This is a genomic window from Bradyrhizobium sp. Kon69, from assembly GCF_055807515.1.
The window spans coordinates 42045-59816 of sequence record NZ_JBVVOS010000016.1; the positions used below are offsets into that span (position 1 = coordinate 42045).

Below are 17772 nucleotides of genomic sequence, written 5' to 3' on the forward strand. Positions count from 1 at the left end.
AAGCCCGGGCATGACGATGTGGTGATGATGTGCCCCTTACCTACCGCCTACGCCGCCGCCTGCTCGCGCGGCTGGTAGATCGCGGTGTGCTGGCAGTGCGCGAGCGGCGTCGTGCCGTTGGCGACCACCAGCGCGTCGAGCTCGACGAAGCGGTGGCCCTTCTTCTCGTAGTTCGCGGTGACTTTTGCCCGCGCGCTGATCTCGTCACCGGCGTGTGCGGCTGACAGCAGTTGCATACGGCTGCCGACATGGATCCACGGGCCGAGGATGGTGTTGTCCACCAGCACGCGATTCATGACGCGCTGGATCAGGCCGGGGTGGCCGAGCCCCTCGCGCGCGAAGATCGGATCGGCCTCGCGGATGTCGGCGAGATAGTCGGCGGCATCCTGCCCGGCCCAGCGGCGCGGCGTCGTACCGAGCCATTTGCCCGTCTCGAATGTTGCCGGGCTGACCGGCTTGCGCTCCGCGACTGCCGGGACTGCGATGTAGTCGCTCAACGACACCGCAGTCGCAATCGCCGGCAGCGATGCCGTGCCGGTGGCACAGAGCTCGGTGCGGCTGAACACCTCGATGGTGAGCAGGCCGTTGTGCTCGGTCGCATCGACGTCGGCGGTCTCGCCGTCATAGACCGGCTTGATGAAACGCGCCTCGATCAGCCCGCGCGACAGGAAATCGCGGCCCCAGCGCGCCACCGGCACATGCATCATGTAGGCGAAGACGTCGACGCCGGGAACCAGCCCACCGGAAAACCCGAAGCGGCGCGCCACATTGTCGTCATGCATCTTGTTTTCGGATTGCTTGGCCGTGTTGTAGGCCTCGACGCGATAGGTTTCGAGCCGGTTCGGCATGGCTTGGCTTTCCCCAAATTCTTGTTGTTTCGGGCCGATCGTAGGCCCTGAGGAACCGGGGTCAATCCCCTCGCCTTTGCAGCCCGAATGGGGTACCACGCGGCTGCTGCGGAACCGCTTCGCAAGCCCTATCTACGGACAATGACGAACCCTCAAAACACCACCCGCATCTATGTCGACGCCGACGCTTGTCCGGTGAAGGACGAGATCTATCGCGTCGCCGGCAGGCACGGCCTGCCCGTGAGCGTGGTCGCGGGCAATTTCATCCGCGTGCCCCAGGATCCGCTGATCGAGCGGGTCGCCGCGGGCGCCGGCATGGACGCGGCCGATGACTGGATCGCAGAACGCGCCGGGCCCGGCGATATCGTCATTACCTCGGATATTCCGCTCGCGAGCCGCTGCGTCAAGGCCGGCGCCGATGTGATTGCGTCCAACGGCAAGGCGTTCACCGAGGAATCGATCGGGATGACGCTCGCGGTCCGCAACCTGATGACCGATCTGCGCTCGGCCGGCGAAGTCACCGGCGGTCCGAAATCATATTCGCCGCGCGACCGCTCGACGTTTCTGTCGACGCTCGACCAGACCATCCGCCGCATCCAGCGCCGCCGCGCCGATCAGGCCGCAACAAGACAGGACTGAGACACCGCATGGCGCCACCGCTGATTCAACTGCGCGATATCAAGCTGACCTTTGGCGGCACGCCGCTCCTGGCGGGCGTCGAACTGTCGGTTTCGACCGGCGAGCGCGTCTGCCTGATCGGCCGCAACGGTTCCGGTAAATCGACGCTGCTCAAGATCGCCGCCGGCCTGGTCGAACCAGACAGCGGCAGCCGCTTCGTGCAGCCCGGCGCCACCATCCGCTACCTGCCGCAGGAGCCGGATTTTTCCGGTTTCTCCACCACGCTGGCCTATGTCGAGGCCGGCCTCAATGCCGGCGACGACCACTATCAGGCGCGCTATCTGGTCGAGCAGCTCGGTCTGAGCGGTGAAGAAGATCCGGCGCATGTCTCCGGCGGCGAAGCCCGCCGTGCCGCGCTGGCACGCGTGCTGGCGCCCTCGCCCGATATCCTGCTGCTGGACGAGCCGACCAACCATCTGGATCTTCCGACCATCGAATGGCTGGAGAGCGAACTGGAGAGCCGCCGCTGCGCGCTGGTGATCATCAGCCATGATCGGCGCTTCCTCGGTAATCTCTCGCGCAGCACCGCCTGGCTCGACCGCGGCCAGATCCGGCAGATCGACCGCGGCTTCAGTGCCTTCGAGGCCTGGCGCGACGAGGTGCTCGCGGAGGAAGAGCGCGACCAGCACAAGCTCGACCGCAAGATCGTCAACGAAGAGCATTGGTTGCGCTACGGCGTCTCGGGCCGCCGCAAGCGCAACGTCAAGCGGCTCGGCAATCTCCACGCGCTGCGCGACCAGCGCCGCACCCATCGCGACGCGACCGGCAACGCCAACCTCGCGGCTGCCGAGGCCGACAAATCCGGCAAGCTCGTCATCGAGGCCAAGAATATCAGCCGGTCCTACGGCGAGCGAAAGATCGTCGACGGCTTCTCGATCCGCGTCCAGCGCGGTGATCGCATCGGCATCGTCGGCCCGAACGGCGCCGGCAAGACCACGCTGATCGAGATGCTGACCGGCGGCAGCGCACCGGACAGCGGCAGCTTACGGCTCGGCGCCAACATCGAGATGGCGACGCTCGACCAGCATCGTGAGAGTCTCGATCCGAAGACGACGCTGGCCGAGGCGCTCACCGGCGGCCGCGGCGACCATGTCATGGTCGGCGGCAAACCGAAGCACGTCGTCAGCTACATGAAGGACTTCCTGTTCGCCCAGGAACAGATGCGCACGCCGCTGGAGGTGCTGTCGGGCGGTGAGCGCGGCCGGCTGATGCTGGCGCGCGCGCTGGCGAAGCCCTCCAACCTCCTGGTGCTGGACGAGCCGACCAACGACCTCGACCTCGAGACCCTCGACGTCCTCGAGGAAATGCTCAGCGACTACGAGGGTACCGTGATCCTGATCAGCCATGATCGCGATTTTCTCGACCGCGTGGTGACGTCCGTGATCGTGCCCGAGGGCAACGGACGCTGGCTCGAATATGCGGGCGGTTATACCGACATGCTGGCCCAGCGCGGCGCCGACGTGAAGCGCGCGACAGCGAAGGCCGTCGAAGAGACGAGAGAGCAGCGATCAGCCGCGCCTTCCGGCGTCGCGAGACGACGGCTGACCTTCAACGAGCAACACGCGCTGGAGACGCTGCCCAAGACCATCGCCAAGCTGCAGGCCGAGATCGCCAAGCAGCAGCGCTTCCTTGACGATCCAGATCTCTTCCGCAAGGATCGCAAGCGCTTCGACCAGGCCTCCGATGCTCTGACGAAGGCGCAAAAGGAACTGGCGGAGGCCGAAGACAAATGGCTGGAGCTAGAAGTGCGGCGCGAAGAGATTGAACAGGCCTAGCGTGCATTTCGCAAAAGTGGGCACCGCTTTTGCAAACGGAATGCGCGCCAACTCAGAGACTTCCATGACAACGACTCTTGCCGCCAAGATCGCCCGCGAATACGGCACGCCCTGCGCCGTCATCGACATGGACAAGGTCGAGCGCAACATCGCGCGGATTCAGAAGGCCTGCGATGACGCCGGGATCGCCAACCGTCCCCACATCAAGACGCACAAGAACCCGACGATCGCGAAGATGCAGATTGCTGCCGGCGCGAAGGGCATCACCTGCCAGAAGCTCGGTGAGGCCGAGATCATGGTCAATGCCGGTGTCGACGACATCCTGATCAGCTACAACCTGCTCGGCGAAGAGAAGATGGCGCGGTTAGGGGCGCTGCAGGCAAAGGCGAACATGACGGTCGCCGCCGACAATTCGATCGTCGTTGCCGGCCTGCCCAAGGCCGCTGCGGCCTCAGGCCGACCGCTGTCGGTCGTGGTCGAATGCGACACGGGCCGCAAGCGCGCCGGCGTCGAGACGCCAGCCGAGGCGATTGCCCTGGCACAGGAGATTGCCGTATCCAAGGGCCTGCAATTCGCCGGCTTCATGATGTATCCGACCGAGACTGGCTGGGCGGATGCGCAAAAATTCTACGATGAAGCTCTGGCCGGCGTGCGCGCGCACGGGCTGGATGCAAAGATCGTCTCGACCGGCGGCACGCCGAACCTGAAGAATCTCGGCAAGCTCAAGGGCGGCACCGAGCACCGCTTCGGCACCTACATCTACAACGACCGCATGCAGGTCGCCGCCGGCTCCGCCACCTGGGAAGACTGCGCGCTGCACATCTATTCGACCGTGGTGAGCCGTGCCGCGCCCGAGCGCGGAATCCTCGACGCCGGCTCCAAGACGCTGACCACGGATACCGGCGGCCTCGACGGGCACGGCCTGATCCTGGAGCACCCCGAAGCAAAGATCGCACGCTTCGCCGAGGAGCACGGCTTCCTCGATCTCTCCCGCAGCAACACCCGGCCCAATGTCGGCGACATCGTACGCATCGTGCCCAATCACGTCTGCGTCGTCGTCAACATGATGGACGAAGTGGTGATGGTGCGCGGCGAGGAGATCATCGGCACGCTGCCGGTGGCGGCACGGGGGAAGCTGCGGTAGCTAGCCCCCGATCAGCGCCTGGAGTTCCCGGACCAGGCCATCGCGGAAGAGTTTGATCGGCCGCTCCAGCCGACCGGCGGGGGCGCGATGCACCACCCATGCGCGCACGGCGGGTTTAAAGTCGCGCGCAGCGACCGGCTTGAGCCTGTCGCGAAATGCGCTGCGTTTCAGGGCGATCGGGGTGACCAGCCCGACGCCGAGGCCACGCGACACCAGCGACAGGCGAAGCTCACTGTCCAGCGCCTCGACGGCGATGTTGAACGGCAGATGCGAGGCATCGAATTTTCGCTTCAGCGTATCGCGAAATCCACAGCCGTCCTGGTTGATCACCCACGACAATTGGGACAGCCTTTCCAGGTCGACAGTGCGCGGAATCTTCATGTCGCGTGCGACGACGAAGACGACGGGCTGCGCGCCGAGATCGTCGGCCGCCAGATCGGCGGGCGGCACTGCACCGTCGGGTAGACAAATCGCGGCTGCATCGAGCTCGTTGCGGCAGACACGCTCGAGCTGGTCCGGCGACCAACCGGAGACCACCCGCACCGCCAGCGCGGGAAATTCGGCGCGCACCGCATCGAGTGGTGCGGTCAGGCCCGCCTCCGAGAGAAACGGCGTCAGACCGAGCCTGAACTCGCCGCGGACCATTCCGTCGTTGGCCACACCCGACTTGAGGTCGTCCAGCATCCTGAGCAGGCGCCTGCCCTGCTCGTAGGCCTCATGGCCCGCTGCCGTCGGCTTCAGGGGCTTCGACAGCCGATCCAGAAGCTGCGCCCCCAACATCTCCTCGAGATTCTGGATACGTCGGGTCACGCCAGGCTGGGTCAGATTGAGACGCGCCGAAGCTGCGACGATCGATCCGGTCTCGACCACGGCGACGAAGGCGACAAGGTCATGGGTATTCATAACAAACCCGCATATTCTTTATAGGCTTATTTGAATTGTAGCATATTGATGTCCCCGCTTAAAGGGTCCCGCGCCACAGCTGCGAGGTCCCATGACTGTCTCCGAAGCCACCAGGCCTGCGTCCCGAAACCAGCTCGCCGAGCGGCCGCTGATCTGGCTCGGTGCGATCACCGCCGGTGTCGTCGTCACCAATCTGTTCGCGCCGCAGATCCTGCTCGGCCTGATCGGCCGGTCGATGTCCATGCCGGCGTGGCAGGCGGGGCTGATCAGCACGCTGACCTTGCTCGGCTATGCACTCGGCCTACTGCTGCTCGTGCCTCTGGTCGATCTGGTCGAGAACCGGCTTGTCATCCTCCGCACACTCGGCTGCGCGATCCTCGCGGCTCTTGCGACGGCGCTCGCGCCGACGCCTGCGCTTCTGCTGCTCGCCACCTTCATCCTCGGCGCCTGCTGCGCGGCGATCCAGATGATGGTTCCGCTGGTCGCATCGATGGTGGCGCCGGATCGCCGCGGCCAGGCCATCGGCGAGGTGATGGGCGGATTGATGATCGGCATCCTGTTGTCACGACCCGCGGCGAGCCTGATCGCCGATCTCTGGAGCTGGCGTGCCTACTATGTCGTCTCGGCCGCTCTGATGGCCCTGCTTGCCGGCGCGCTCGCCCGTTACCTTCCGACCCTTCAACCGACGGGACGCGCGAGCTACGCCGAATTGCTGCTGTCCTTTCCAAGACTACTCCGCGAAGAGCCCGTGCTGCGCGTGCGGGCCTGGACCGCGTCGCTTGTCATGGCCTCCTTCACGGCGTTCTGGTCGGCGGTCGCGCTGCGGCTGCCGGAGGCGCCGTTCGACCTCCATTCCAAGGGAGTTGCGGCTTTCGCACTGATCGGCGTGGCGGGCGCCGCGGCGACGCCGATGGCCGGCCGCTGGGGCGACAAGGGCCGGGCGCGGCCGATGTTCTTTGCCGCCCATCTGCTCATCATCGGGTCGCTTGCGCTCTGTGCCTGGGCGGGCGTGCTTGAATCCCAGATCACCGGTCTGCTGGTCCTGAGCCTCGGCACGATCCTGCTCGACATCGGCATCACCACCGACCAGACGCTGGGCCGCCGCGCCATCAACCTGTTGCGCCCGGAGGCTCGCGGTCGCATGAACGGCCTGTTCGTCGCGCTGTTCTTTATCGGCGGTGGCGTCGGCGCGGCGGCGGCATCGCTGGCCTGGAGTTTTGGCGGCTGGACCATGGTCTGCGCAGTGGCGGCAAGCTTCGGCGTGCTCGGTCTCCTGACGGATCTCGCAACCCCGACCGGAACGTCATGATGGGATGGTCAGGGCGACAATTGGGCGAGCCGTTGCAAGGCGCCCCTGCCCGCCGCAGCTCCGGTCGCGAACGAGGCCTGGAGCAAATAGCCCCCCGTCGGCGCCTCCCAGTCCAGCATCTCACCGGCCGCGAACACGCCCGGCAGCTTGCGGATCATGAAGTCGGAGTCGAGTTCATCGAAGGAAATCCCGCCGGCGCTGGAGATCGCGCGCGCGATCGGCGCGACGCCCGTGAGCTTGACCGGCACGGCGTTGATGAGCTCGGCCAACCGTTCAGCCGATATCGCCGACAACGATTGGCCAGCACCGATGGCGGCTTCCTGCAACAGCCCGACCGCAACCGGCGACAGCTGCGCCGCCTTGCGCAGGAAGTTGGAGAATGATTGCTTGCCGCGCGAGGCGGACAGGCGCTTGACGAGTTCGCCATGATCGGCATCCGGCCGCAAACCGACCTGCAGGACCGCTTCGCCGTTCGCCGCGATCGCCTCGCGCAGGTCGGCCGACAGCGCATAGATCGCCCCGCCCTCGATCCCGCCGCTTGTGATCATGGCCTCGCCGCGCACGCGCTGCGCGCCAAAGGACAGCGTGATGCCCTTGAGCGGCTGGCCTTCGAAGCGCGCGCGGAAGATTTCGGACCATGCCACGGTGAAGCCGCAGTTCGCCGGCAGCAGCGGCGAGATCGCAACGCCTTTGTCGGCCAGGATCGTCGTCCAGCCGCCATCCGAGCCTAGCCGCGGCCAGCTGGCGCCGCCCACGGCCAGCACCGTGGCGTCCGCGGCGATGGTGGCGCGGCCGCCGGGTGCATCAAAGACCAGCCGTCCTTCCCCGTCCCAGCCCATCCAGCGCTGGCGAAAGGCAAAGCGCACGCCAGCAGCATCGAGGCGCCGCAGCCAGGCCCGCAGCAAGGGCGATGCCTTGAACGCTTTCGGAAACACACGCCCGCTGGAGCCGACAAAAGTCGGCTCGCCCAGCGCCTCGCTCCAGGCGCGCAGTGCGTCAGGAGAAAACGCTTCGATCGCAGCCTGTAGTCTCGGCGCCGCCTCGCGGTAGCGCGCCATGAACTGCGGCAGCGGTTCGCTGTGGGTGAGGTTGAGACCGCCGCGGCCGGCCATCAGGAATTTGCGGCCCGCAGACGGCATGGCGTCGTGGACGGTCACACGAGCACCGCCCTGCGCGAGCACTTCGGCCGCCATCAGCCCGGCAGGACCGGCGCCGATGACGGCGACAGCTGTCAGAGTTTCACCCCGGCGCGCGCAGCGGCCTGCGCCACGTATTTCTGCGTCTGCTCGAACGCTCCCTGCAGCGCCTTCGCCTTCGACATGTCGCTGATCTCGGCGAAATGCGCTGCGACCGCGTCCGGGGTCCACTCGGACTCCGGCAGGTTGATGCCCTCGCTTTCGACGATCTTGATCACCGCGAACGAGCCGGCGCCAGCGCCCATGATGGTGCGGGTCGGCGCGTCCTCGCTCAACATGTATTCGACCGCGGGCGTGATCGCATTCGGCTTCATCAATTGCAGCGCCTGCGGCGGCAGCAGCTCTTCCGTCATGCGGGTTGCCGCCGTCGGCGAGATGATGTTGACACGGATGTCGGACTTGCGGCCCTCTTCCGCCAGCACGTTCATCAGGCCGACCATGCCGGACTTGGCCGCACCGTAATTGGCCTGGCCGAAATTGCCGTAGAGGCCGGAGGACGACGTCGTCAGCACGATGCGGCCGTAGTTGCGATCGCGCATGCCGGCCCAGGCCGCTTTGCAGCAATAAAAGGTGCCGACGAGATGCACGTCGAGTACCTTCTGGAAATCGGCCGCTTCCATCTTGCCGAACGACTTGTCGCGCAAAATGCCGGCATTGGCGCACAAGAGATCGACGCTGCCCCACTCCTTGGTGGCGCGCTCGACCATCGCGGTGACCTGCTCGAAATTGGAGACGTCGGCACCGTCGGCCATGGCGATGCCGCCCGCTTTACGGATCTCCTCGACCACGGTTTCCGCCGGCGAGAGCGAGCCGCCGCTGCCGTCGCGCGCGCCGCCGAAATCGTTGACCACGACTTTGGCGCCGCGGCTTGCCAACCCCAGCGCATGCGCGCGCCCCAGACCATTGCCCGCGCCGGTGACGATAGCGACGCGTCCGTCGAACCTGATTGCCATGAGTGCAGTTCCTGCTTCTTCTTCCTTCTCCCCTTGTGGGAGAAGGTGGCGCGAAGCGCCGGATGAGGGGTTGTCTCGACGAGCGAGTCCGCGGAGAGATAGCCCTCACCCGGCTTCGCTCCGCGAAGCCACCCTCTCCCACAAGGGGAGAGGGTCAGACCGCGCTTTGGGTCGCTTTTTGAGCAGCGATGGGCTGCCGGGTCAAGCCCGGCAGCGACGGCCCCCTCAGGCGAAATAGATCAATCCCAGCCACTCCGCGACCAGCGCGGGCTTGTCCTCTCCTTCAATCTCCACGGTGACGTTGGTGCGCGACTGCAATTCATTCGGCTTGCGCAGCTTGGCTTCCGCCAGCACGAAACGGCCGCGAACGCGCTTGCCCGAGCGCACCGGCGAGATGAAACGCAGCTTGTCGAAACCGTAATTGACCCCCATCGTGGTGCCCGCGATGACGGGCATCACCTCATAGGACATGATCGACAGCAGCGACATCGTCAGGAAACCGTGCGCGATGGTAGTGCCGAACGCCGTCTCCTTCTTCGCACGCTCCGGATCGACATGGATGAACTGGTGATCCTCGATCACGTCGGCATAGGTGTCGATGCGTGGCTGATCGACCAGGTGCCACGACGACACGCCGATCTCCTTGCCAACCATGGCCTGATAGGCGTCCAGGGAAATCGGCGGCTTCTTCCAGACTTCGTTCACTTAGGTCTCACTCCGTGTTTTCGGTAGCTCCGGAAAATCCTCTTCGCGGAATTCGCGGCCGCGCAGGGGGTCGTTGCGATCGTCGTCACGCTCGAGACGTCTGAGCTGAACGCGGCGGATCTTTCCCGAGATCGTCTTCGGCAGCTCCGTGACAATTTCGAGGCGGCGGATGCGCTTGAACGGCGCAAGGCGCGTGTGCAGATGCTTGAAGATGGAGAGCGCGGTTTCCGGCGAGCGCTCCGCGCCGGATGTCAGCAGCACGAAGGCCTTGGGAATCGCGAGCCGGATCGGATCCGGGCTCGGCACCACGGCGGCTTCCGCGACGAGCTCGTGCTCGAGCAACACGCTCTCGAGCTCGAACGGGCTGATGCGATAGTCGGAGGATTTGAACACGTCGTCGGAGCGACCGACGAAGGTGAGATAGCCGTCGTCGTCCTCGAACACGACGTCGCCGCTGCGATAAAGCTCGCCTTCGGCGCCGGACAGCCCACCGTTGTCGCCCTGATAGCCCTGCATCAGGCCGGCGGGGCGGTTTTGGCCGAGCACCAGAGCCACCTCGCCCTCCTTGGCCGGATGACCATCGGCGTCGCTGACCTGCACGCGATAGCCCGGCAGCGGCCGGCCCATCGAGCCGATCTTGATCGTCTGCCCCGGCGAGTTGCCGGCGAGCGCCGTCGTTTCGGTCTGGCCGTAACCGTCGCGGATGGTGAGGCCCCAGGCGGCCTGCACCTGGTCGATCACCTCCGGATTGAGCGGCTCGCCGGCACCGCAGACCTCGCGCAAGGCCACTTTGAACGACGCCAGGTTCTCCTGGATGAACAGCCGCCACACCGTCGGCGGCGCGCACAGCGTGGTGACGCCGCAGCGGCCGATGGTGGCAAGCAGCCCCTTGGCATCGAAGCGCGGCTGGTTGACCACGAACACGGTCGCGCCCGCATTCCACGGCGCGAAGAAACAGCTCCAGGCGTGCTTGGCCCAGCCGGGCGAGGAGATATTGAGATGCACGTCGCCTGGCTTCAACCCGATCCAGTACATGGTCGAGAGATGGCCGATTGGGTAACTGCGCTGGCTGTGCCGCACCAGTTTTGGCTTTGCGGTGGTGCCTGAGGTGAAATAGAGCAGCATCGGGTCGTCGGCGTTGGTCGGGCCGTCGGCTGCAAAGCTCTCCGACGCCTTTGCCGCGTCATCATAGGAAAGCCAGCCATCGGAGGCTTCGCCCACGACGATGCGGACGATATTGTCGGCACCAAGACTTGCGAACTTCGCAACCTGGTCTTGCGCTGCCACCACCGCCTTCGCCTGGCCGCGATCGAGCCGGTCGCGCAGCTCGTCGGCGGTGAGCAGCGTTGTCGCGGGAATCACGACGACGCCGAGCTTGATCGCGGCCAGCATCGTCTCCCACAGCGGAACGACATTGCCGAGCAGCAGCAGGAGATGATCGCCGCGCTTCAAGCCCTGTGCACGAAGGAAGTTCGCGACCTGGTTGGAGCGGCGCGACAACGCCCCGAACGAGAGCTTGGTCTGGCGGTCCTGCGCGGCATCGACGATCCAGAGCGCAGGACGATCCTTGCTGTCCGCATTCGCCGCCAGCTCGGCGTCGAACCAGTCGAGTGCCCAGTTGAAGGGAACAGGATCGGGCCAGCGGAAGTCTTTGACCGCTGTCTCGTAGTCCGTGCGGTTGTGGAGCAGAAACGCGCGCGCTTCCTGAAATGTCGTCATTAGGCTTTCCCGGCCAGCCCCCTAACGTGCTTGATAATTCCGGAAAAATCCACCCCACCCTGGCCGTCCCTGTCGAAGGCCTGGTAAATTTCCTGCGCATGCTTGCCGAGCGGCGTTGCCGCGCCGGCGGCCTTGGCGGCGTCCTGCGCCAGCGTCAGATCCTTCACCATCAGCGCCGAGGCAAAGCCCGGCTTGTAGTCGTTGTTGGCGGGCGAGGTCGGCACCGGTCCGGGCACCGGGCAATAGGTCGTCAGCGACCAGCACTGGCCTGACGAGGTCGAGGCGACGTCGAACAGCGCCTGATGCGAGAGCCCGAGCTTCTCGGCCAGCGCGAACGCTTCGCTCACCGCGATCATGGAAATTCCGAGGATCATGTTGTTGCAGATTTTTGCCGCCTGGCCCGCGCCGGCACCGCCGCAATGCACGATCTTCTTGCCCATGTTCTCCAGCACGGGCTTTGCCGCAGCAAACGCGTTGTCCTCGCCGCCGCACATGAAGGTGAGCGTCGCACCCTTGGCGCCGCCGGTGCCACCGGAGACCGGCGCGTCGACCGAAAGCACGCCGTGCTTGGCCGCCAGCACATGCGCCTGGCGCGCGCTCTCGACGTCGATGGTGGAACTATCGATGATCAGCGCGCCCTTGGTCATGACAGGAACGACCTCGCCCCACACGCCGAGCACATGCTTGCCGGCCGGCAGCATGGTGACAACGACATCGGCGCCCTTCACGGCGCCTGCCGCGCTCTCGGCGATGCCCGCGCCATCGGCCTTGGCCTGGTTGCGGGAGGCCTCGGCGAGGTCGAAAGCGACGACCTTGTGGCCGGCCTTGACCAGATTGGCGGCCATGGGGCCGCCCATGTTGCCGAGACCGATGAATGCGATCGTGGCCATCTTGGTTTCCTCCGCTGAACGTTTCGTTGATTAGTTGAACTTCAATTCGTCGGCGCCGATCTCGGCGAGATAGTGCGCAAGTAGGTCCGGCGTGACGTCCTCGATCCGAGACGGCGACCAGGTCGGATTGCGGTCCTTGTCGATCACAGCGGTGCGCACGCCTTCGCGAAAGTCGTCGCTGCGGAAGACTTCCAGGGCAGCCCGATATTCGCGCACCAGGCACTCCTCCAGGCTCGACGCGGTGCGCGCCAGCCGCAAAAGCTTCAGCGTCACCACCATGCCGCGCGGCGATTTTTCGTTGAGCGTCTTCAATGTCGCCAGCGCGAACTCGGAACCGTCGCGCTTGAGCGCGGCAAAGATGTCTTCCATGCGGTCAAAGCCGAACAATGCGTCGATCACCGGCTCCTTTACGGCGACCGGCCCGGCGGTCTCCCCGGTCGCAAAACCGTTGATGAGCTTGCTGACATCGGCCGCGGTGATGTCCCGGCGAACCTTGGTCAGCGCTTCCCGCAACTCGGACCATTTGGCCGCCGGTACTACCGCATCGGCAAATCTGGCATGGATCGCATCGGGGCCGTTCATGGTCTGGCCGGTCAGGCCAAAATAAGTGCCGATCTCGCCCGGCGCGCGTGACAACAGCCAGGTGCCGCCGACGTCGGGAAAGAAACCGAGCCCGACCTCGGGCATCGCGAGCCTGGTGCGGTCGGTGACGATTCGATGGCTCGCATGTGCCGAAAGCCCGACGCCGCCGCCCATCACGATGCCGTCCATGAAGGCGACATAGGGTTTTGGGAATTTCTTGATCCGCGCGTTGAGGATGTACTCTTCCCGCCAGAGGATCTTGCCGAGGTCGCCGTCGACCTTCGAGCTCTCCCAGAGCGCACGGATGTCGCCGCCGGCACACAGGCCGCGCTCGCCGGCACCTTCCAGCACGATCAGGGCAACGGCTGGATCGGCCTCAAAACGGTCGAGCGCCTTGTCGATCTCGCGAAACATCGCCAGCGTCACGGCGTTGATCGCCTTGGGGCGGTTGAGCCTGATAATGCCGGCCGCGCCCTCGACCCGTGCGACCAGATCGCCCTCCTCCACTCCACTCATCGTGCGCCCTCGATCAATTTGCGCGCCACGATCAGCCGCATGATTTCGTTGGTGCCTTCGAGGATCTGGTGCACGCGCAAATCGCGCACGATCTTCTCGATGCCGTATTCGCTGAGATAGCCGTAGCCGCCATGAAGCTGGAGCGCCTGGTTGGCAACCTCGAAGCCGACGTCGGTGCCGAAGCGTTTGGCCATCGCGCAGAGCATGGTGGCGTCGGGGTCCTTGCGATCCAGCGCGGCGGCGGCACGCCAGAGGAAGGTGCGCGCGGCCTCGAGCTCGATCGCCATGTCGGCAAGCTTGAATTGCAGCGCCTGGAATTCGTCGAGACGTTTTCCGAACGCCTTGCGCTCTTTCATGTAGGCGCGCGCCTTGTCGAGCGCGGTCTGCGCGCCGCCGAGCGAGCACGCCGTGATGTTGAGGCGGCCGCCGTCGAGGCCCGCCATCGCGATCTTGAAGCCGATGCCTTCCTCGCTCAAACGGTTGGCCACCGGCACGCGGGCATTCTCGAAGATCACGGCGCGGGTCGGCTGCGCGTTCCAGCCCATCTTGCGCTCGTTGGCGCCGAACGAGACGCCCGGCGTCTTGCCGTCGATCACGAGCGTCGAGATGCCGCCGGGGCCATCGCCGCCGGTGCGCACCATCGCGACCAGCAGATCGGTCCCGCCGGCGCCGGAGATGAACTGCTTCTGGCCGTTGAGGACGTAATGGTCGCCGTCGCGCACGGCGCGGGTGCGCAGCGCTGCCGCGTCCGAGCCGGCGCCTGGCTCGGTGAGGCAGTAGCTCGCGATCAGCTCCATGGTGCAGAGCTTGGGCAACCATGTGTGGCGCTGGGTGTCGCTGCCGTAGGCATCGATCATCCAGGACGCCATGTTGTGGATGGAGATGAAGGCCGAGGTGGTCGGACAACCCGTCGCCAGCGCCTCGAAGATCAGCGCCGCGTCGAACCGCGACATGGCGGAGCCGCCGACATCGTCGCGGATGTAGATGCCGCCCATGCCGAGCGTAGCGGCCTCGCGCATCACCTCGACGGGAAAATGCTTCTCCTCGTCCCAGCGCAGCGCGTGCGGCGCGATCTTTTCCGCCGCAAACGCCAACGCCATGTCGCGAACCGCGATCTGATCCTCGTTCAGAGCGAACTGCATGATGGGCTGCTCACTGTTCTCGTCATTGCGAGGAGCGAAGCGACGAAGCAATCCAGTGGGTCCGAGGAGAAAGTCTGGATTGCTTCGCTACGCTCGCAATGACGGGCTGGGCTACAGCCTTACTTCATCAGCGGGATCGAGAACTCCGCGCCTTCCTTGACGCCGGACGGCCAGCGCGAGGTCACCGTCTTGGTCTTGGTGTAGAAGCGGACCGAATCCGGACCGTGCTGGTTGAGATCGCCGAAGCCCGACTTCTTCCAGCCGCCGAAGGTGTAATAGGCGATCGGCACCGGAATCGGCACGTTGATGCCGACCATGCCGACATTGACCTTGGCAGCGAAATCGCGCGCGGCATCGCCGTCGCGGGTGAAAATCGCAACGCCGTTGCCGTAATCATGCTCCGACGGCAGCGCCAGCGCTTCCTTGTAATCGTGCGCGCGCACGACCGAGAGCACGGGGCCAAAAATCTCTTCCTTGTATATTCGCATGTCCTTGGTGACGTTGTCGAACAGCGAACCGCCGAGATAGAAGCCGTTCTCGTAGCCTTGCATCTTGAAGCCGCGGCCGTCGACGGCGAGCGTCGCGCCTTCCTTGATGCCGATGTCGATATAGCCCTTGACCTTCTCGACCGCCTCCCGCGTCACCAGCGGACCATAATCGGCGGACGGATCGATCGAGGTGCCGATCTTGAGCGACTCGACGCGCGGGACCAGCTTTTCCATCAAGCGGTCGGCAGTGGACTTGCCGACGGGGACCGCGACGGACACAGCCATGCAGCGTTCGCCGGCCGAACCGTAGCCGGCGCCGATCAGGGCGTCGACCGCCTGGTCCATGTCGGCGTCGGGCATGATGATGGCGTGGTTCTTGGCCCCGCCAAAACACTGGCAGCGCTTGCCGGTCTGGGCGGCGCGCTCGTAGATGTATTGCGCGATCGGCGTGGAGCCGACGAAGCCGACGGCCTTGATATCGGGATCGTCGAGGATGGCGTCGACCGCTTCCTTGTCACCGTTGACGACGTTGAGGATGCCGGCCGGCAGGCCCGCCTCGATCATCAGCTCGGCAAGCATCATCGGTACGCCGGGATCACGCTCCGACGGCTTCAGGATGAAGGCGTTGCCGCAGGCAATCGCGGGCGCAAACTTCCACATCGGTATCATCGCCGGGAAATTGAACGGCGTGATGCCGGCGACGACCCCGAGCGCCTGGCGCATCGAATAGATGTCGATGCCGGGGCCGGCGCCTTCGGTGTATTCGCCCTTCATCAGATGCGGGATGCCGCAGGCAAATTCCGCGACTTCGAGGCCGCGCTGAATGTCGCCCTTCGCGTCAGGAACGGTCTTGCCATGCTCGCGGGCGAGCAACTCGGCGAGCTTATCGTAGTCGCGCTGCACCAGCTCGACGAACTTCATCATGACGCGGGCGCGGCGCTGCGGGTTGGTCGCGGCCCATTCCGGCTGCGCGGCGCGGGCGTTCTCCACGGCGGCGCGGACCTCGGCCTTGGACGCCAGCGCCACCTTCGCCTGGACGTCACCGGTCATCGGCTCGAAAACGTCCGCGGTGCGGCCCGAGGTGCCCTTGACCTCCTTGCCACCAATGAAATGTCCGACTGAACGCATGGAATGGTCTCCTTAAGGCAAGCTTGAACGCTTTGACAAATCCTATCGACCTGCATTTTATAGGATTCAAGTCTGAGATAATGCACCATAGATGTGCGAAAATGCTGGATCAAGGCGCTATCGACTGGGACGACTTCCGCTTCGTGCTGGCCATCGTGCGGGGCGGCTCGGTTTCGGCTGCGGCAAAACAGCTCGGCGTCGACCATGCTACCGTCATCCGCCGCGTCGACCGGCTGGAGAAGCACCTCTCGGCCAAGCTGTTTGACCGGCGCAAGACCGGCTACCTGCTGACAGAGGCCGGCCAGCGCGTCGCCGACAGCGCGGAAGCCATGGAATCGACCATCGTCGCCAACCAGGAGCAGGTCGGTGGCTCCGTGGCGCGGCTGACCGGAACGGTGCGGATCGGCGCCCCCGACGGATTTGGCACCGCCTTCCTGGCGCCCCGGCTCGCTCAGTTCGCCGACCGGTATCCCGATCTCGATTTGCAACTGGTGGCAACCGCGCGGCTGTTCAGCCTCTCCAAGCGCGAGGCCGATATCGCCATCAGCCTGACCATGCCGAAGGAAGGCCGCATCGTCGGCCGCAAGCTGCTCGATTACCGGCTCGGACTCTATGCCGCGCCCGCCTATCTCGACCGCTTCCCGAAAATCACCTCGCGCGAGGTGCTGCCGCAGCATCGATTCGTCGGCTATATCGAGGAGCTCTTGTTCACGCCCGAGCTTGACTATCTGCCGCAGGTGTCGCCGAAGATCTCCGCACGCTTGCGTAGCGCCAATCTGATCGCGCAACTCAACGCCACGCTTGCAGGCTTCGGTATCGCGGTCCTGCCGCACTTCATGGCGGCCGACTATCCGCAGCTGCTTGCGGTGCTGGCGGAAGAGGTGTCGATCACCCGCACCTTCTGGATGCTGATGCACGCCGACAGCAAGGACCTCGCACGCATCCGCGCGGTGGCGGATTATATTTCCGAGATTGTGGAGCGCGAGCGGGCGTTGTTTGCGGCGCGGACTTCGTAGGGTGGGTCAGGGAAGCGTAACCCGCCAACTTCGTCCAGCGCTCACTGAAGCATGGTGGGTTACGCTTCGCTAACCCACCCTACGCATTCAACGGCACCTCGGCCTAACTCTGCTTCACTTTCTTCGCAGCCGCCACCTTCGGCTCGCGCTTCGCACCTTCGAGCGCGCTGTCCTTGCCCGTCTTCAGTACCTCGTCCGACAGCTCGCTCGAGCCGGCAGTGCGCGCGAGCAGCATGGTGCCGGCCATGGTCGCCAGCGTCGCGATCGCCTGCTTGCGCGCGGCCTTGCGCGGCAGATTCGGGATGAAGTCCGTGATCATCTCGATCATCTCGTCGAGCTTGCCGGCAAAGGCCTTTCGCGTCTTCGGGCTCTCGCGGGCGATCTCGGCGCCAAGCGCGGGGATCGAGCAGCCGTGACCGGGGTTGTCGCGATGCACCGTCGAGAGATAAGTCTCGACGATCTGAGTGAGCTGCTTCTCCGGCGCGACCTGATCGGACTGCTTGCGCCAGTGCTCCATCGAGCGATTCATGGCGTAGTCGAACGCCTCGATCACCAGCGCCTCGCGGGAATCGAAATGTGCGTAGAAGCCGCCATGGGTCAGGCCCGCTTCCTTCATGAGGTCGGCGACACCGATGCCGTGGGCGCCCTTTTCGCGCAGCCGCACGGAGGCCTTCTTCACGATGCGGTCGTGGGTTTCCTGCTTGTGTTCCCGGGAATAGCGCATTCGGATCTCATTGGATGTCGGAGGTCATCTAATAACACGGATATCGGCCGGACGGC

At 65.1% G+C, this 17772-nt stretch carries 16 protein-coding genes; 5 read left to right on the forward strand and 11 right to left on the reverse strand.

All coding sequences use genetic code 11. The annotated features are described in order from the left end of the window. Window positions 1-47: 47 nt before the first annotated feature. A complete protein-coding gene (locus AC0L3U_RS21465; RefSeq protein ID WP_473363103.1) occupies window positions 48-848 on the reverse strand; it encodes a hypothetical protein in 801 nt (266 codons plus the stop codon). A 141-nt stretch (window positions 849-989) separates the two neighbouring features. On the opposite strand from AC0L3U_RS21465, the gene AC0L3U_RS21470 reads away from it, so the two are divergent. From AC0L3U_RS21470 to AC0L3U_RS21480, 3 genes are all read left to right on the forward strand, one after another. Further along, complete coding sequence (locus AC0L3U_RS21470; RefSeq protein ID WP_007609125.1) at window positions 990-1487, forward strand: YaiI/YqxD family protein; 498 nt, start codon at window positions 990-992, stop codon at window positions 1485-1487. An 8-nt stretch (window positions 1488-1495) separates the two neighbouring features. After that, window positions 1496-3301, forward strand: coding sequence for an ABC-F family ATP-binding cassette domain-containing protein (locus AC0L3U_RS21475; RefSeq protein WP_473363104.1), 1806 nt, complete (start codon window positions 1496-1498; stop codon window positions 3299-3301). A 64-nt stretch (window positions 3302-3365) separates the two neighbouring features. Then, complete coding sequence (locus tag AC0L3U_RS21480; RefSeq protein ID WP_473363105.1) at window positions 3366-4445, forward strand: D-TA family PLP-dependent enzyme; 1080 nt, start codon at window positions 3366-3368, stop codon at window positions 4443-4445. Here the strand turns inward: AC0L3U_RS21480 and AC0L3U_RS21485 are convergent, their stop codons facing one another. Further along, window positions 4446-5348, reverse strand: a complete 903-nt coding sequence (locus AC0L3U_RS21485; RefSeq protein ID WP_473363106.1) for a LysR family transcriptional regulator — start codon at window positions 5346-5348, stop codon at window positions 4446-4448. It lies immediately after the preceding gene. Window positions 5349-5439: 91 nt separating this feature from the next. On the opposite strand from AC0L3U_RS21485, the gene AC0L3U_RS21490 reads away from it, so the two are divergent. Then, on the forward strand, window positions 5440-6657 hold the full coding sequence (locus AC0L3U_RS21490; RefSeq protein ID WP_473363107.1) for an MFS transporter: 1218 nt from the start codon (window positions 5440-5442) through the stop codon (window positions 6655-6657). Window positions 6658-6665: 8 nt separating this feature from the next. Here the strand turns inward: AC0L3U_RS21490 and AC0L3U_RS21495 are convergent, their stop codons facing one another. The 8 genes from AC0L3U_RS21495 to AC0L3U_RS21530 all read right to left on the reverse strand — a co-directional run bounded on the left by AC0L3U_RS21495 (window position 6666) and on the right by AC0L3U_RS21530 (window position 15976). Further along, entirely contained in the window at window positions 6666-7892 is a 1227-nt protein-coding gene (locus AC0L3U_RS21495; protein ID WP_473363200.1) for a BaiN/RdsA family NAD(P)/FAD-dependent oxidoreductase, read from the reverse strand. Beyond that, window positions 7889-8806, reverse strand: coding sequence for an SDR family NAD(P)-dependent oxidoreductase (locus tag AC0L3U_RS21500; protein ID WP_473346482.1), 918 nt, complete (start codon window positions 8804-8806; stop codon window positions 7889-7891). The genes AC0L3U_RS21495 and AC0L3U_RS21500 overlap by 4 nt, the downstream gene beginning before the upstream one ends. A 225-nt stretch (window positions 8807-9031) precedes the next feature. Beyond that, window positions 9032-9511 carry a MaoC family dehydratase gene (locus AC0L3U_RS21505; protein WP_007609115.1) on the reverse strand — a complete coding sequence of 160 codons (480 nt, stop codon included), beginning with the start codon at window positions 9509-9511 and terminating at the stop codon, window positions 9032-9034. After that, window positions 9512-11230, reverse strand: a complete 1719-nt coding sequence (locus AC0L3U_RS21510) for an AMP-binding protein (RefSeq protein ID WP_473363108.1) — start codon at window positions 11228-11230, stop codon at window positions 9512-9514. Next, window positions 11230-12120, reverse strand: coding sequence for a 3-hydroxyisobutyrate dehydrogenase (gene mmsB, locus AC0L3U_RS21515; protein WP_473363109.1), 891 nt, complete (start codon window positions 12118-12120; stop codon window positions 11230-11232). The genes AC0L3U_RS21510 and mmsB overlap by 1 nt, the downstream gene beginning before the upstream one ends. 30 nt (window positions 12121-12150) lie before the next feature. Continuing rightward, complete coding sequence (locus AC0L3U_RS21520) at window positions 12151-13218, reverse strand: enoyl-CoA hydratase/isomerase family protein (RefSeq protein ID WP_473363110.1); 1068 nt, start codon at window positions 13216-13218, stop codon at window positions 12151-12153. Next, window positions 13215-14360, reverse strand: coding sequence for an isobutyryl-CoA dehydrogenase (locus AC0L3U_RS21525; RefSeq protein ID WP_473363111.1), 1146 nt, complete (start codon window positions 14358-14360; stop codon window positions 13215-13217). The genes AC0L3U_RS21520 and AC0L3U_RS21525 overlap by 4 nt, the downstream gene beginning before the upstream one ends. Before the next feature lie 119 nt (window positions 14361-14479). Further along, window positions 14480-15976: a CoA-acylating methylmalonate-semialdehyde dehydrogenase gene (locus AC0L3U_RS21530; RefSeq protein ID WP_007592262.1), complete on the reverse strand. Its 1497-nt coding sequence runs from the start codon at window positions 15974-15976 to the stop codon at window positions 14480-14482. A gap of 101 nt (window positions 15977-16077) precedes the next feature. Here AC0L3U_RS21530 and AC0L3U_RS21535 point away from each other — a divergent pair, with 101 nt between their 5' ends. Beyond that, window positions 16078-16992: a LysR family transcriptional regulator gene (locus tag AC0L3U_RS21535; RefSeq protein ID WP_473363112.1), complete on the forward strand. Its 915-nt coding sequence runs from the start codon at window positions 16078-16080 to the stop codon at window positions 16990-16992. Between the two features lie 103 nt (window positions 16993-17095). Here the strand turns inward: AC0L3U_RS21535 and AC0L3U_RS21540 are convergent, their stop codons facing one another. Continuing rightward, the gene (locus AC0L3U_RS21540; protein WP_473363113.1) at window positions 17096-17716 is read right to left on the reverse strand and encodes a TetR/AcrR family transcriptional regulator; all 621 of its coding nucleotides are present in this window, start codon (window positions 17714-17716) and stop codon (window positions 17096-17098) included. Window positions 17717-17772 lie beyond the last annotated feature (56 nt).